This is a genomic window from Candidatus Methylobacter favarea, from assembly GCF_902806695.1.
Taxonomy (GTDB): Bacteria; Pseudomonadota; Gammaproteobacteria; order Methylococcales; family Methylomonadaceae; genus Methylobacter_B; species Methylobacter_B favarea.
In genome coordinates this window covers 13,024-28,251 of record NZ_CADCXN010000082.1, presented here as the reverse complement: position 1 = coordinate 28,251, position 15,228 = coordinate 13,024, and the positions used below count along the sequence as shown (strand labels likewise).

General features: G+C 45.5%; 16 protein-coding genes. 14 read left to right on the top strand and 2 right to left on the bottom strand.

Annotated elements, in window-relative coordinates; translation table 11 throughout:
• Positions 1–427 precede the first annotated feature (427 nt).
• From HUX64_RS20135 to HUX64_RS13310, 3 genes are all read left to right on the top strand, one after another.
• On the top strand, positions 428–553 hold the full coding sequence (locus HUX64_RS20135) for a hypothetical protein (RefSeq protein ID WP_281355335.1): 126 nt from the start codon (positions 428–430) through the stop codon (positions 551–553).
• Positions 554–1,208: 655 nt separating this feature from the next.
• Complete coding sequence (locus HUX64_RS13315) at positions 1,209–1,388, top strand: hypothetical protein (protein WP_174626710.1); 180 nt, start codon at positions 1,209–1,211, stop codon at positions 1,386–1,388.
• A 378-nt stretch (positions 1,389–1,766) separates the two neighbouring features.
• Positions 1,767–2,891, top strand: coding sequence for an anhydro-N-acetylmuramic acid kinase (locus HUX64_RS13310; protein ID WP_174626709.1), 1,125 nt, complete (start codon positions 1,767–1,769; stop codon positions 2,889–2,891).
• A 31-nt stretch (positions 2,892–2,922) separates the two neighbouring features.
• Here HUX64_RS13310 and erpA read toward each other — a convergent pair whose 3' ends face one another.
• On the bottom strand, positions 2,923–3,255 hold the full coding sequence (gene erpA, locus HUX64_RS13305; protein ID WP_174626708.1) for an iron-sulfur cluster insertion protein ErpA: 333 nt from the start codon (positions 3,253–3,255) through the stop codon (positions 2,923–2,925).
• Positions 3,256–3,349: 94 nt separating this feature from the next.
• Positions 3,350–4,387, bottom strand: coding sequence for an N-acetyl-gamma-glutamyl-phosphate reductase (argC, locus tag HUX64_RS13300; RefSeq protein WP_174626707.1), 1,038 nt, complete (start codon positions 4,385–4,387; stop codon positions 3,350–3,352).
• Positions 4,388–4,498: 111 nt separating this feature from the next.
• Here argC and HUX64_RS13295 point away from each other — a divergent pair, with 111 nt between their 5' ends.
• The 11 genes from HUX64_RS13295 (at position 4,499) to hisC (ending at position 15,220) form a co-directional block, all read left to right on the top strand.
• Positions 4,499–5,476 carry an NAD(P)H-quinone oxidoreductase gene (locus HUX64_RS13295; protein WP_174626713.1) on the top strand — a complete coding sequence of 326 codons (978 nt, stop codon included), beginning with the start codon at positions 4,499–4,501 and terminating at the stop codon, positions 5,474–5,476.
• A 4-nt stretch (positions 5,477–5,480) separates the two neighbouring features.
• A complete protein-coding gene (locus HUX64_RS13290) occupies positions 5,481–6,332 on the top strand; it encodes a sulfurtransferase (RefSeq protein ID WP_174626706.1) in 852 nt (283 codons plus the stop codon).
• A 793-nt stretch (positions 6,333–7,125) separates the two neighbouring features.
• A complete protein-coding gene (locus HUX64_RS13285; protein ID WP_174626705.1) occupies positions 7,126–8,118 on the top strand; it encodes a sterol desaturase family protein in 993 nt (330 codons plus the stop codon).
• A gap of 310 nt (positions 8,119–8,428) precedes the next feature.
• Positions 8,429–9,256 carry an ATP-binding cassette domain-containing protein gene (locus HUX64_RS13280; protein WP_174626704.1) on the top strand — a complete coding sequence of 276 codons (828 nt, stop codon included), beginning with the start codon at positions 8,429–8,431 and terminating at the stop codon, positions 9,254–9,256.
• A 14-nt stretch (positions 9,257–9,270) separates the two neighbouring features.
• Positions 9,271–10,053: a lipid asymmetry maintenance ABC transporter permease subunit MlaE gene (gene mlaE / locus HUX64_RS13275; protein WP_174626703.1), complete on the top strand. Its 783-nt coding sequence runs from the start codon at positions 9,271–9,273 to the stop codon at positions 10,051–10,053.
• Position 10,054: 1 nt separating this feature from the next.
• Positions 10,055–10,537 (top strand): outer membrane lipid asymmetry maintenance protein MlaD, encoded by a 483-nt coding sequence (gene mlaD, locus HUX64_RS13270; RefSeq protein ID WP_174626702.1) that lies wholly within the window; start codon positions 10,055–10,057, stop codon positions 10,535–10,537.
• On the top strand, positions 10,530–10,862 hold the full coding sequence (locus HUX64_RS13265; RefSeq protein WP_174626701.1) for an STAS domain-containing protein: 333 nt from the start codon (positions 10,530–10,532) through the stop codon (positions 10,860–10,862). Before mlaD ends, HUX64_RS13265 begins: the two co-directional genes overlap by 8 nt.
• A 25-nt stretch (positions 10,863–10,887) precedes the next feature.
• A complete protein-coding gene (gene murA, locus HUX64_RS13260) occupies positions 10,888–12,153 on the top strand; it encodes a UDP-N-acetylglucosamine 1-carboxyvinyltransferase (protein ID WP_174626700.1) in 1,266 nt (421 codons plus the stop codon).
• A gap of 9 nt (positions 12,154–12,162) precedes the next feature.
• Positions 12,163–12,789, top strand: coding sequence for an ATP phosphoribosyltransferase (hisG, locus tag HUX64_RS13255; RefSeq protein ID WP_174626699.1), 627 nt, complete (start codon positions 12,163–12,165; stop codon positions 12,787–12,789).
• 4 nt (positions 12,790–12,793) lie between these two features.
• Positions 12,794–14,101 (top strand): histidinol dehydrogenase, encoded by a 1,308-nt coding sequence (hisD, locus tag HUX64_RS13250; protein WP_174626698.1) that lies wholly within the window; start codon positions 12,794–12,796, stop codon positions 14,099–14,101.
• A gap of 42 nt (positions 14,102–14,143) precedes the next feature.
• A complete protein-coding gene (gene hisC / locus HUX64_RS13245; RefSeq protein WP_174626697.1) occupies positions 14,144–15,220 on the top strand; it encodes a histidinol-phosphate transaminase in 1,077 nt (358 codons plus the stop codon).
• Positions 15,221–15,228: the final 8 nt, after the last annotated feature.

Genomic DNA, 15,228 nt, shown 5'->3' with positions numbered 1-15,228 from the left:
TTGCGAAAACTATGTTGCATACCCCTTGCTGAGTATGCAACGAGTGAAGCAGGACGGCTGGGGCCGCCGCCGGCATGAGCGGTCGCGTAATTTTTGCCGCTTGTTGGGCAGGGATGCTCATAAAAGCGTTCGCAAAAATAGCGACTCCCCGCTTACTAGTCAGATTAACCATTAAATTCAACCCTGTTAATTCGTTAACTACTATTCTTGCTAAAGAGATATCTGCTATTGCCCAGATTACCAAGCCAATAAACTCATCATGTAGCTTGCCGATATTTTTGAGTAAGATATCAATTTTGCTACAAATCTACACAGCGGTGACCGCTTAGCTGCTGAATTTATCAACCAGGGACAAGCTTTTAAGAACGTATTTTAAAAGTCTTATCTATTTAGCCTCTGTAGCCTCAGATTAATCATGGCTATAATAATGGCTATAATAGATGAAAAACTCGCTCGATTGAGGAAGAATCCCCTGATCTTTACTCAATCCACGGTAAGCTATAAAGCCCTGCGAAAGCTGTTTCTACCGGCCATCGACGAGGTAACCATTTGAAACCTTTGCCCCCTCTGAGCAATACGACATCGAAAACAACACGAAAATGTTTGCAAACCCAACCCCCTAAAGCGCCCCGATGGCCTCGGTCTACCCCTATTGTGCCGTTTCTTACAGCTGCCGGTTAGGCGCTGCCAAACCAGCTTGCCTCATCACGCTCCTGAACGAAAGCGGCTGTCGCTATGACACCCTACCATAACCCCAGGTACCGACCCGCCTATGACATTTACGTCCTGGTATCTTCTTACCCGCGCCATAGCCTTTTTCACCTGCTAATGCAGTTGCTTTACACGTTGACTGGACAGACTAGCCGCAGTGGCATGGCGAGGTCCCGCCTTACCCCGAACATCGGCTCGTAAGGTGTCAGCTATACGCGGCCAAAGGCCTTCCTGTGTCCACTTTCGAAAATAACCCTATACCGTTTCCCGGCGCGGAAACTGATGGGGGATAATAATCGCCCTGCGCCACTTGAACGCAATCCCTACCATATGGCAGTCATTACTTGCTGTAATGAAGTTGCCGATGGGCTCCCGCCAGCCAGCGCATTGGGCAGCAATACTTTTTTGGTTTTGGCTCTTTTAAAACATGTTCAAAGCTCGTAAGATATAGAGACAAAAATGGTCATGTTGAATATTACACGCCTGATGGACAAAGTATGCGCAAAGATTTTTTAAGTACACCTGTTGACTTTGCCCGTCTCACTTCACCCTTTGACTTGAAGCGCAACCATCCGGTATTACGCAACCATCCGGTATTAAATAAAATACGCGCTAATAAAGGTGTTGAATATGCAGCCAGAACTGGTACTCCTGTAAAAATCAACAGGCGATGGTAATATTAGTTTTCATGGGCTCAAGGGAGGTTATGGGCAAAGAGTAATTGTTCAGCATGGACAATACCATGAAACACTTTACGGCCCTCTTTACGATTTTAAACAAGGCTTGCAGGATGGCGACTCGATTTAACAAGGCGAAATTAAAGGCTATGTAGGTCAATCCGGCCTCGCAACCGGACATCACCTGCATTATGAATTCCGGGTTGATGGCATTCACCGTAACCCATTAACAGCAAAACTGACCCATTCATTGCCAATAAGTAATAAGCTTTTAGCTGATTTTAAATCACAAGCCCAAGTTTCATTAACACAACTCAGTCAGGCTAAAGCAAGAACCTGGCTTGTAAAAAATCAGTTTAATAATGATTATTAGGATAAATGTCTGAGCTTTATATCGGGCTTATGTCCGGCACCAGTATCGATGGAATAGATGCCGGTCTCGTTGATTTCCAGGGCACTAAACCCTATCTGATTGGCTTCGAATATCTGCCATTTTCAAATGAAATAAAAAGCGTAATCCAGCAGCTCAGCGAACCCGGTTCAAAAGTTTCCTTGAAAGAATATGGGGCTATGGATAATCGACTTGGCCATTTATTTGCCAAAACCGTCAATACTTTACTGGCAAAGCTCAGTATCCCTGCCTCCTTAATAAAAGCAATTGGCAGTCATGGTCAAACAATTTATCATGCACCCGACATTCAATTTCCTTTTTCGCTGCAAATAGGCGATCCTAATATTATTGCCGAAAAAACCGGCATTACTACCATAGCTGACTTCAGACGCAGGGATATTGCCGCCTATGGACAGGGAGCCCCACTTGTTCCCGGATTTCATGATGCAGTTTTTAGTGATTTCCATGAGCATAGGTGCATCGTAAATATTGGTGGTATAGCCAATATTACCGTGTTACCCCCAACTCAACCGGCAAAAGTCATCGGTTTTGACACAGGGCCGGGTAATACTTTAATGGATCAATGGATACAAAAACACCGCCATATTGATTATGACAAAAATGGCGCCTGGGGCAAAACGGGAAAGATCAATCATAATCTGGTCGCGCTATTAAAACAGGATGCTTATTTTCAAGCCGCGCCGCCCAAAAGCACTGGCAAGGAATATTTTTCACTGCCATGGGTTTATCATAATATTGCAACAGCCGACTATCCAGCTGAAGACATTCAAGCCAGTTTGTGTTTTTTAACGGCGATAACTATTTGTGATGCCATACGGAATTACGCCCCCGCAACTGAACGGGTATTAATTTGCGGCGGAGGTATTCACAATGGTTATTTGTTAGAGCTAATTGAACAAAATATTGCATGTCCTGTTATCTCAACCGAACAATATGGGATTCATCCGGACCATGTCGAAGCTGTTGCTTTTGCATGGTTAGCAAGACAAACATTAAATAATCTGCCCGGCAATATTAAAGAAGTAACAGGAGCAATAAAGCCGGTAGTTCTGGGTGGGATTTATCAGGGCAACACAAAAAAGGGCGAATAAATTCGCCCTTGGAATATCTAACTTGGAATATCTAAGCTGAAAAAGAAGAGCCGCAACCACAGGTAGTGGTCGCATTAGGATTACGGATCACAAACTGTGCGCCCGACAAATCTTCTTTATAATCAACTTCAGCACCTGCCAGGTACTGGATACTCATGGAATCAATAAGCACGGTGACACCGCCATTTTCAATGCTGGTATCATCCTCATTGACTTCTTCATCAAACGTAAATCCATATTGAAAACCTGAACAACCACCGCCTGAAACATATACTCGCAGCTTCAGATTATCATTGCCTTCCTCAGCAATTAATTCACCTACCTTCGAAGCTGCACTGTCAGTAAAAATTATTGGATTAGCCATAAAAATAACGTTATATAAGTAAATGAAAGCAAATTTAATTATGACTATACCCAGCATTATAGTCAAGATTTATGATTGAAACCTTTAGCAAAAATTACGGATATAAAGCTAACGTTTTCAAACCTGAATTTTCCTTCAGTCCAAACATTAAGTTCATATTTTGAATAGCTTGGCCTGCCGCTCCTTTAACCAGGTTATCAATAACGGATAAAATTACCACCGTTTGACCTCCTTGCGGTTGATGAACCGAAATATGGCAATTATTACTGCCGCGAACATTTCGGGTATCAGGATGAGAGCCTTGTGGCAATACTTCTACAAATACTTCATCCATATAGCGTTGTTCGTACAACGCATGAATATCATCCAGTTCTGCATTTAACTGTAACTGTCCATATAATGTTGCATGAATGCCCCGAATCATAGGAATTAAATGCGGAATAAAGGTTAATCCTGCAGGTTTTCCGGCGGCAATCGTCAAACCCTGAGTAATTTCCGGCAAATGGCGATGGCCGCTAGCCGCATAGGCTTTAAAACTTTCACCCGTTTCACTCATTAATATAGCCAGCTCTGCTTTACGCCCTGCCCCGCTGACACCTGATTTTACATCGGCAATCAAATAATCCAAATTTATCAATTTATTTTCAATCAAGGGAAAAAAACCCAGTTGTACAGCCGTCGGATAACAACCCGGACAAGCGATTAAATTGGCTGTTTTAATGGCCTCCCGATTCACTTCCGGCAAGCCATAAACAGCCTCTGCGATTATCTCAGGGCACGCATGTTCCATGCCGTACCATTTACTCCATTCCTGTGCATCCTTCAACCTGAAGTCAGCAGAAAGATCAATCACTTTAATGCCGTGCGCCAATAGCTGTTCTGCCATTAACATGGCTGTACCGTTCGGCGTTGCGAAAAATACTACATCGCATTCGGCCAAGATTTCAGTTTCAGGCAAGCTAAATACAACATTAACTGAACCTCGCAAACTGGGGTAAAGCGAATCCACTCTTAACCCCGCATCCGAGCGTGAAGTGACAATCGTCACTTCCACTTCCGGATGCAAGGCTAAAATCCGCATTAGCTCGACTCCCGTATAACCGGTGCCGCCAACAATACCTGCGCGAATCATCTATTTTTTATCCCTACCCACACATTGTCTATAAAATTCACCCGAGCATATAATAACTGAATTTTCTTATTAATTGGCATTGCTATAAACATGACGCATTCTGAAGCTCATATGCGTGTTATTGAAATTTCCCGGCCAGGAAACCCCGACGTTTTAATACCTGCTGAACGTCCTATGCCCAGCCCTTCAGTCAATCAGGTACTGATAAAAGCCGCCGCAGCCGGGGTCAATCGGCCTGACGTGATGCAGCGCCAAGGCCTCTATCCGCCCCCGCTCAACGCATCCGACACTCCAGGACTGGAAATCGCCGGCACTATCGTTGCGCTAGGAGAAAATATTAGCCATTTAAAACTCGGCGATAATGTTTGCGCCCTGGTGAGCGGCGGCGGTTATGCCGAGTATTGCCTTGCTTCCGGCAACTTATGCCTGCCCATACCGGAAGGTTTATCTTTTATTCAGGCCGCGGCCTTACCGGAAACCTTTTTTACCGTCTGGAGCAATGTGTTTGACCGCGCGCACTTGTCACCAGGCGAAACCCTGCTGGTGCACGGCGGCAGCAGCGGCATAGGCACCACAGCCATCCAATTGGCCAAAGCGTTTAATGCCCATGCTATCGTCACCGCAGGCTCTGACGCCAAATGTGAATTCTGCAGACAACTGGGCGCTGATGCAGCCATTAACTACAAGAAACTGGATTTTGTTGGAGAAGTAAATAACTTGACCGGCGATAAAGGCGTTGAAGTTATTCTGGACATGATCGGCGGCGACTATTTCCCCCGCAATATAAAATGCATGGCTTATGATGCCAGACTGGTGCAAATTGCTGTCCAGAACGGTCCGAAGTCTGAAATTAACCTGCTGCCTATCCTGCTTAAACGGCTCACTGTTACCGGTTCAACTTTGCGGGCCAGAGACGAGGCGTTTAAAGCCGAAATCGCCAAAAAGTTACTTAAAAACGTCTGGCCTTTATTATCAAGGGGTGAAATTAAACCCGTTATTTATTCAACCTTTATGCTCAATGAGGCTGCAAAGGCCCATGAACTTATGGAAAGCAGCCAGCATATCGGCAAAATTATCCTGACCGTATAAAAATATGTCCTACAATACCCTTGTTTCTGCAGATATACTCCATCAACAGCTTGATAACCCCAACTGGATTATTGTTGACTGCCGCTTTTCATTAACAGATAGCGAAGCCGGCGCTAAAGCCTATCGCCGCGGACATATTCCCCATGCCCGCTACGTCCGTTTGGACAAAGACCTATCTTCGAAAATTACGGCCCATACAGGACGTCATCCCTTGCCTGACTTTACGGTTTTGACCAGAAAGTTTGGCGATTGGGGTATTGAGAACCATTGTCAGGTAATTGTTTACGATAATGCAGCTGGGGCTTTCGCCGGGCGCTTATGGTGGCTGTTACGCTGCCTGGGGCATGATAATGTCGCCGTATTGGAGGGCGGCATTCAACAATGGCTAAAGCAAGGATATAAAATCACCACAAGCTTGCCAAAAATCAAGCCTGCCATTTTTAAGCCTTATCTACACAATGAATCCTGGCTAAATGCCTTACAAGTCCAAAACAATCTGGCTAGAAAATCGATTTGTCTTATCGACGCCAGATCACCTGAACGCTATCGGGGTGAGCAGGAACTCATAGACCCGGTTGCAGGCCATATTCCCGGCGCTTTAAACCGGCCCTTTCAATTAAACCTTGACGCCAGGGGTTTATTTTTACCACCCAGCACCTTAAATAAACAGTTCAATCGGCTCCTTGGTGATGAAGCGCCGGAGTATGTTGTTCATATGTGCGGTTCAGGTGTTACTGCCTGCCATAATATACTGGCGATGGAGCATGCAGGATTAAAGGGATCTAAACTTTATGCAGGATCCTGGAGCGAATGGATCAGAAATAAGAACAGAGCTGTTTTCCGTCCCTCAACCTAAGGTTGGTTAAAATATCTCAGATTGCCGTGATATGCAGAAAATTTGGTTTTCAGATTCGGCAAGCGCAATTTCCGTAACTAAACTATTGTACAAACTCTTAAATATTAATTATCCCATTTACTGTTTTAGATTTAATCAAGTTTTCAGGTTTGGCATTACTTCTGATTTGAGTTTTTATTATATTCGATTACGAATTAAACTATATCTCATTTAGTTAATAATCATTAATGGCAATGTTCAATTGGTGCAAAAATAAAACCCAATTGCCCCTTCCTGATGCGCATTCAAGATAAAAAAATAACACATTTTAGAAAAACGCCAGACTTTCTTTTTTTATCTTTCAAAATTAATAGTAAAACCTAATTAAATCAGTAACTTTTATTTCGTAAGATTAAATTTCTTCCGGGTTATTTAAAATAAGGATAAATGGCCTTTAGTTTGCTTGGTTTTTAATTGAGTTCAATGCGGCCAATAATATAACCTGACTTCTACTAATTAAGCCGGTTATAGAGCAATAAGGAAACAGTCTTTGAGGGATGGAGACGAGGTGGGCGCCCCGCTTCCATCTGCGCCAGCAAGATCAACGTAGCTTCGCTGGCTGAAAGGCTTCCTTGCTTTATAGGCCACAGTTCTGAAACCTGCAGGGGGATTTGATTACAGGTTAAATATTAAAAAAATTTGGACTACCGGAACTTGTTATATATAGAAAAGCCTCTGTCATAAAATATTTACAAAACTTGTTTAGCATTAAATTTAGCCGGATTATTACATCGATTATAGTGAGGAAAGATCAATGTTAAGCCTATTTACCTTCGCAACTACCTATATTGAAGAGATTTTAAGCTTGCCAACTGTCTTGCCTGAAAAAGCAGCAACTGTGGCTTTACTGATGGTTTTTGCCATATTATCTGCTCTTGAATCACACTCCGCCCTACCAAAACAGCCTGCTAAAACGCTACGCCAGTCTTATCAAACTAATGCCGGCATTTTTATTTTTAATAGTATTGTGATTTCGTTATTATCAGCTTGCTGTTTATTTTTTGTATCTGACCACTATTCAGGATGGGGATTGCTAGATTATGTCTCCAGTCCGGTATGGAAAGCTGCACTGGCGTTCTTGTTCCTCGATTTAATGCTCTATATCTGGCACAGGGCCTGTCATCGCTTTGACGTGCTGTGGATATTCCATAAAGTGCACCATAGCGATCCTGCTTTAAACGTTTCCACTGCCTTCCGAATACATCTTTTGGAACTGTTAATTACCACCCTTTTAAAATCAATTTATATTATAACCTTCGGTATAGACAAGAAGCTGATGCTCACTAATGAAGCCCTATTCACCGTCTTTATCATGCTGCATCACTCGAATATTACGTTTAAGGGTGAAAATTTACTGGGACGCGTCATCATCGTACCGCATCTGCACCGCGTACATCATTCCGCGGAACGCTGCGAGCATGACCGTAATTACGGCGCGGTCTTATCAATATGGGATCGGCTATTCGGGACGCTGGCGGTGCTGGAACCTGCGCAAATCGGCATCAAAGGGAATCCCCCGCAGACATTTTTAAAGCTTGTGAAATTCGGCTTTACAGATACAGCTATGAATCCGCAAACGCTTTCTTCAAGCGGAGCCTGTTTGAACCTACAGGCAATGATTGCGGAAGCTGCCTATTACAAAGCGGAAAAACGCGCCTTTCATCCGGGAAATGAGCTATGCGACTGGCTGGAGGCAAAAAGAGAAATTATAAGACGGGTATATGGCGATCAGCGGGTGATTTTGTAAATAGCTTTTTTTATATGCTGCCAAGCTAATGAATATTGATATTTTACTGGTCAGCCAACAGAAATTTCAGCTATGGCAAAATTAATATTACCGCATTCAACCTGAGCTTATACAAGCATCAATGGCTGAAAAATCGCCCGGGTCAAGGCGGCTTTATTGGCTGGCTTTGAATATTTAAAAATAACTCAATGCAGCCAGTTTGTAGGTATTGGCTTTTTTATACCTCTACCATAATCGACAATATTTGACTTAACAGGGATTAGTCATAGAAAATGTTTGATTTATACTCAAATATATTCCTGAACCGCGCATGGATCACAGCGTCAATCCTCAAAACAGCTTAGTATCTGTTCGAAATTTATCTTTTTCTCGCGGGAATAAAAAAATATTTGACAATATTTCCCTGGATTTCGAACGCAGTAAAATTACCGCTATCATGGGCCCCAGCGGCACCGGCAAAACCACACTGTTAAAACTGATAGGCGGGCAATTAATCCCTGGACAGGGATCCATTACAGTAGATGGCCGGAATGTCCATGCCCTACGCCGGGCTGAACTCTATAATCTGCGCAAACGCATGGGCATGCTTTTTCAAAGCGGAGCCCTGTTAACGGACATGAGCGTCTTCGACAATGTAGCTTTTCCGTTGCGCGAACATACTTCCCTGACTGAATCGATGATTCGCACGCTGGTGCTGATGAAATTGCAGGCCGTAGGCTTGCGAGGCGCCCGCAACCTGATGCCTAACGAACTCTCCGGCGGCATGGCCAGGCGTGTTGCCTTGGCCAGAGCAATTGCGCTGGATCCCATGATGATTATGTATGATGAACCCTTTACCGGCCAGGATCCCATATCCCTCGGAGCCCTGGTTCATCTCATCAAGTCTTTGAATAATACCTTGGGGCTGACCAGCATTATCGTTTCCCATGATGTTCATGAAACCTCGGCTATTGCTGATTATATCTACCTTATCTCCGAAGGCCAGTGTATCTGCCACGGTACGCCAGGCCAAATTCAGCATTCCTCATCAGAATGGGTTCAACAGTTCATGACCGGGGCTGCTGACGGTCCGGTTCACTTTCACTACCCGGCAAAAGATTATGTTGACGATTTGCTCTCATTCGGAAAACGCTATTAACTGCCGACTATTCCATGATTGAATTTCTACAGTATTTAGGTAAATCAACGCGCATCAGCTTTACCAAGCTGGGCCGGGGAACATACTTTCTGTTACAAGCCATCTCGGGCATTAGCGGCGTATTACCGAGGCCCCGACTCCTTATCAACCAGATGTATTCCGTCGGCGTTTTGTCCTTCCTTATTATTGTTATTTCCGGGCTGTTTGTCGGCATGGTGCTGGGATTACAAGGCTATTACATCCTGTCTGATTTCGGCGCCGAGGAAACCCTGGGCGTCATGGTGGCCGCTTCTCTGGTCAGGGAACTTGGGCCTGTAGTCTCAGCACTTTTATTCGCCGGCAGAGCCGGTTCTGCTCTAACTGCAGAAATTGGCCTCATGAAAGCAACAGAACAACTAGCCGGCATGGAAATGATGGCGGTTGATCCGATAAGACGCGTCATCTCGCCGCGATTTTTAGCCGGACTGCTATCCATGCCGCTGCTTGCTGCGCTTTTTAGCGCAGTGGGTATTTTAGGCGGGCAGCTGGTCGGCACCGGCTTATTAGGCGTGGATGAAGGCGCCTACTGGTCGCAAATGCAAGCCAAGCTGGATTTTCAGGATGACATTGTCAATGGGATTATCAAAAGCATTGTTTTTGGCTTTGTAACATCCTGGATAGCCTTATTTGAAGGCTATGATGCGATGCCAACTTCAGAAGGAGTCAGCCGCGCTACAACACGTACGGTAGTCAATTCCGCTTTTAGTATTTTGGGTCTCGATTTTATCCTGACCGCACTGATGTTTGGAGATAATTAACATGCAACACACCAGCACACAAGATACTCTGGTTGGCCTCTTTGTCGCCTTCGGAATCGTCGGCTTGTTTTTTCTTGCTCTGCAGGTAAGTAACTTAAGTTCTTTTGTTGAACAGGATAGTTATACAATTACCGCCAATTTTGAAAACTCCGGCGGATTAAAGGTTAAATCACCGGTTTCAGCGGCAGGCGTTAAAATTGGCCAGGTCAGCGCCATTAAATTTGATCCTGAAACTTATCAATCAGTTGTACAGATGAGTATTGATTCACGATACAACACGCTTCCTGATGATACCACTGCCAGCATTTTTACTGCCGGCCTTCTAGGCGAACAATATGTAAACCTTGAGCCGGGAGGCTCAGATGAGTATTTGAAAAACAATGGAAAAATTGAAATCACCCAGTCAGCAATCATTCTGGAGAAAGCCCTCGGCCAGTTTCTGTTTAAATCGGCGGAAGAAAAAGCGGAAGGAAAAAGTGAGTAAACTGAAGATTATCGAGCAAGGATCAGGACATTTTATCGTAGAGGGCGATTTAACTTTTTCAACCCTAGGTAAAGACACCTTAAAATCCTTTGATTTTTTGAAAGCCGCAAAAGAAATCATTATTGATCTAGGCCGTGTCACTTCCACCGATAGTGCCGGGCTTGCGTTAATGATGGAATGGATAAAATATAGCCGCCGCAAAAGAATACGCCTAAGCTTCAAGAATATTCCCGAACAGCTGCTCAACCTCGCCAAACTCAGCGGCCTTGATAAGGCTCTCGAGCTTACCACACCGTCTAACCCCCTGGCATTTGCCGAGCACTAAAATTACCCACTCTAAAGCTCTTAATATGGATAAATTAATTATTACAGGCGGCGCACGACTTTCCGGCGAACTGCGCATATCAGGTGCTAAAAATGCAGCCCTGCCTATTTTGGCGGCCACTCTGCTTTCAGAAGAGCCGGTTAGCCTCGGCAACATCCCGCATCTTCATGACATCACCACAACCATGGAATTATTGGGTCGCATGGGGGTTCGCCTTCTTGTTGATGAGAAAATGAATATAGAGGTCGACAGCAGCACCATCAACAGCTTTGAAGCGCCGTACGAGCTAGTAAGAACCATGCGCGCATCGATACTGGTATTAGGGCCCTTGTTGGCGCGGTTCGGCGAAGCTCATGTATCGCTGCCGGGCGGCTGCGCCATCGGCACGCGGCCTGTCGATGTTCATCTTAACGGCCTGATGAAGATGGGCGCGGAAATTATCGTCGAAGGAGGCTATATCCATGCCAAAGTCAACCGTCTTAAGGGTTGCCATCTGGTGCTCGAGCTAATCACGGTCACAGGCACTGAAAACCTGATAATGGCGGCCACCTTGGCCGAGGGCATTACTATTATCGAAAACGCCGCCAAGGAGCCGGAGGTAAGTGATCTTGCCTACTTTCTTAATAAAATGGGCGCTAAAATTTCCGGCATCGGCACTGACGTATTAGTGATTGAAGGGGTTGAAAAGCTGGGTAAGAAAAGCATTCATTATGATATTCTTCCTGATAGAATCGAAACTGGCACGTATCTGGTGGCCGTAGCCATCACTGGCGGAAAAGTCAAACTTAAAAGTACGCGCCCCGATATTCTTGATGCGGTTTTATCGAAACTGATTGAGGCCGGCGCTGAGATCTCAAGCGGTGAAGACTGGATTAAACTGGACATGCACGGCGAAAAACCCAGGGCCGTTTCGATTCGTACTTCTCCCTATCCGGCCTTCCCGACCGATATGCAGGCCCAGTTTACCGCGATGAACACGATTGCAAAAGGATGGGGCACGATTACTGAAACGGTTTTTGAAAATCGTTTCATGCATGTGCAGGAATTGCAGCGAATGGGCGCCGATATTAAAGTGGAATCAAATACTGCTATTTGCACAGGCGTCAACAAACTTACTGCGGCGCCGGTAATGGCGACTGACTTGAGAGCTTCAGCCAGCCTGGTTATAGCAGGACTCGTTGCCAAAGGAGATACCCTCGTCGATCGTATTTACCATATTGACAGGGGTTACGATCATATCGAGGAAAAACTTACCCAGTTAGGCGCAACGATACGTCGTGTTCCAAGGTAAAGTCATATTATGCTGACTATCGCTGTATCCAAAGGCAGGATTTATGAAGAAGCGCTTCCTTTATTGGCCGAAGCGGGCATCATGCCGGTTGATGACCCGAAAAAATGCCGCAAACTGATTCTGAGAACTACCCGGGATGATGTCCAGCTAGTCATTATCCGCGCTACCGATGTGCCTACCTTTGTTGAATATGGAGCAGCCGATATGGGCATTGCCGGAAAAGACGTGCTGCTTGAACACGGCGCTGAAAGCCTGTATGAACCTTTGGATTTAAAAATCGCCTGCTGCAAGCTGATGACTGCCGCCCATAAAGACGCGCCCAGTCACCGAGGCCGCATTCGTGTAGCAACCAAATATGTTAAAACAGCTCAGCGTTACTTTGCCGGCCAAGGCATTCAAGCCGAGATCATTAAATTATACGGCTCGATGGAACTGGCGCCATTGGTCGGTCTGGCCGATTGTATCGTTGACCTGGTTGATACCGGCAATACCCTCAAGGCTAATGATCTGGAGCCGCGCGAACTGATTATGAATATAAGCTCCAGGCTGGTGGTAAACAAAGCGGCCATGAAAATGAAAAATCAGGCTATAGCATCGGTGCTGGATCAATTTGAACAAACCCTCGCCAAAAGGTAATCCCATGTCCGATATAAACATTAGCAAACTTGATGCTGCATCGGCTGACTTTGACCGGAAACTGCAAAAACTGCTGGCATGGAATGAAGCAGACGACCGGCATATACAGCAGACGGTTTTGGATATTATTGCTGACGTCCGCACCAAGGGCGACAAAGCTGTTATTGATTATACCAATCGCTTTGATCAACGTCATATTAGTGCGGCCGGTGAACTGGAATTACCCGGAGAAATCCTCAAATCGGCTTGGGAATCTTTACCTGCCGAGCAAGCCCAGGCGCTGCAAATAGCCGCCAAGCGTATTCGCGCCTATGCAGAACGCCAAAAAATAGAGTCGTGGCAATACACCGAGGTTGACGGCACACTTCTGGGCCAAAAAATCACCCCCCTGGATCGTGCGGGGCTTTATGTGCCTGGCGGCAAAGCCGCCTATCCCTCGTCGGTATTAATGAACGCCGTTCCGGCAAAAGTGGCCGGCGTTGGCGAGCTGATCATGGTTGTGCCAGCCCCTAAAGGCGAAACGAATCAACTGGTGCTGGCTGCAGCCTATCTTGCCGGTGTTGACCGCGCTTTTGCCGTTGGCGGGGCTCAGGCAATTGCCGCGCTTGCCTACGGCACAGAAACTATTCCTGCCGTCGCAAAAATTGTCGGCCCGGGAAATATTTATGTGGCTACGGCTAAAAAATTTGTTTTCGGACGGGTAGGCATCGATATGATTGCCGGCCCTTCGGAAATTTTAATCATTTGCGATGGCGGAACCAATGCCGACTGGATTGCCATGGATCTGTTTTCCCAGGCAGAGCACGATGAAAATGCCCAGGCCATATTAATCAGCCAGGACGAATCCTTTCTAAAAGCTGTGGAACAAAGCATTCACAAATTATTGCCGCAAATGGAACGCGCCAGGATTATTAGCGCATCCTTGTCGGCGCGAGGCGCCTTGATCAAAGTCAACAACTTGAATGAAGCCGTTGATATTGCCAACATTATTGCGCCGGAGCATCTGGAGCTTTCTGTCGAAGACCCTGAAATACTGGGCAAAAATATCCGCCATGCTGGCGCCATTTTTATGGGCCGTTATACGGCCGAAGTTATCGGTGATTATTGTGCCGGGCCTAATCATGTGCTGCCGACATCCGGCACCGCGCGTTTTTCGTCACCCTTAGGTGTTTACGATTTTCAAAAGCGCTCAAGTTTAATCAACTGCTCGCAAACCGGCGCGGAGACCTTAGGCAAAACCGCCTCCCTTTTGGCCCGCGGCGAAAGCCTCACCGCTCATGCACGCTCTGCAGAATACAGGCTAAAGGCGTAAAAAATATTCTCACTTTTGCCTTTCGCCGAATCTTAATCAAACATGATAAAAAATGACCTGATTTCTTCCGTTTTTCGCAAAGAAGTGTTGGCAATGTCTGCCTATACCGTTGCAGATGCCAAGGGTTTGATCAAACTGGATGCCATGGAAAACCCCTATGGCTGGCCCGAGGACATCAAAATAAAATGGCTGGAAACATTAAAAGACTGTCAGTTAAATCGTTATCCGGATCCAGAAGCTGTTCAGCTTACAGAAACCATAAAACGCCTGAATCAGCTATCTGATCAGTTTGATGTGCTGCTGGGTAATGGCTCTGATGAAATTATTCAGTTACTGTTAATGGCCATGCCGCCAGATGCCGTTGTAGTGGCGCCCGATCCCGGCTTTGTTATGTACAGACAGCTTAGCCACTGCCTGGGGCTTAGCTACTATGGCGTTCCCTTATTGGCAGACACTTTTGAGCTGGATTTACCGGCGATGCTCACCGCCATAGAGAAACACCAGCCTTCCATAATATTTCTCGCCTACCCCAATAATCCTACCGGTAATTTATTCAGCGAGACTTCAATACGAAAAATACTGGAAACATCCAATGGGTTAGTGATTATTGATGAAGCCTATGCGCCTTTTGCCGGAGTCAGTTTTATGGCTGCCCTTAACCAGTATGACAATCTGTTGGTCATGCGCACGGTATCCAAACTCGGACTGGCCGGCTTGCGATTAGGATATATCGCCGGCAGCCGGGCCATCATCGAGCAACTCAACAAAATTCGACTGCCTTACAATATTAATAGTCTTACCCAAATAAGCGCTAACTTTGCCTTGTCCAATAAAACCCTGTTCGATCAGCAAATCCAGACTATTTGCACTGAAAGAGCTTTGATTTTTAAACAGTTAAATGAAATTGAAGGCTTTAAAGCTTATCCGAGCGCCGCTAATTTTATCCTGTTCAGAACTCCCGAAAACCAGGCCAATAACATTTTTTCAGCGCTGCAACAGCAAGGAATTTTAATTAAAAATCTTAGCGCTCAGGGCGGATTATTAGCGGACTGCTTACGGGTAACCATTGGAAAACCGGAGGAAAATGCAGCGTTTCTTGCCGCCTTGCAAAAGCTTTAATCACTTTA

Bases quoted from the DNA above. Each gene is read 5' to 3' on its own strand.
- HUX64_RS20135 (WP_281355335.1), top strand. From the start codon at position 428: ATGGCTATAATAGATGAAAAACTCGCTCGATTGAGGAAGAATCCCCTG.
- HUX64_RS13315 (WP_174626710.1), top strand. From the start codon at position 1,209: ATGCGCAAAGATTTTTTAAGTACACCTGTTGACTTTGCCCGTCTCACT.
- HUX64_RS13310 (WP_174626709.1), top strand. From the start codon at position 1,767: ATGTCTGAGCTTTATATCGGGCTTATGTCCGGCACCAGTATCGATGGA.
- erpA (WP_174626708.1), bottom strand. From the start codon at position 3,255: ATGGCTAATCCAATAATTTTTACTGACAGTGCAGCTTCGAAGGTAGGT.
- argC (WP_174626707.1), bottom strand. From the start codon at position 4,387: ATGATTCGCGCAGGTATTGTTGGCGGCACCGGTTATACGGGAGTCGAG.
- HUX64_RS13295 (WP_174626713.1), top strand. From the start codon at position 4,499: ATGCGTGTTATTGAAATTTCCCGGCCAGGAAACCCCGACGTTTTAATA.
- HUX64_RS13290 (WP_174626706.1), top strand. From the start codon at position 5,481: ATGTCCTACAATACCCTTGTTTCTGCAGATATACTCCATCAACAGCTT.
- HUX64_RS13285 (WP_174626705.1), top strand. From the start codon at position 7,126: ATGTTAAGCCTATTTACCTTCGCAACTACCTATATTGAAGAGATTTTA.
- HUX64_RS13280 (WP_174626704.1), top strand. From the start codon at position 8,429: ATGGATCACAGCGTCAATCCTCAAAACAGCTTAGTATCTGTTCGAAAT.
- mlaE (WP_174626703.1), top strand. From the start codon at position 9,271: ATGATTGAATTTCTACAGTATTTAGGTAAATCAACGCGCATCAGCTTT.
- mlaD (WP_174626702.1), top strand. From the start codon at position 10,055: ATGCAACACACCAGCACACAAGATACTCTGGTTGGCCTCTTTGTCGCC.
- murA (WP_174626700.1), top strand. From the start codon at position 10,888: ATGGATAAATTAATTATTACAGGCGGCGCACGACTTTCCGGCGAACTG.
- hisG (WP_174626699.1), top strand. From the start codon at position 12,163: ATGCTGACTATCGCTGTATCCAAAGGCAGGATTTATGAAGAAGCGCTT.
- hisD (WP_174626698.1), top strand. From the start codon at position 12,794: ATGTCCGATATAAACATTAGCAAACTTGATGCTGCATCGGCTGACTTT.
- hisC (WP_174626697.1), top strand. From the start codon at position 14,144: ATGATAAAAAATGACCTGATTTCTTCCGTTTTTCGCAAAGAAGTGTTG.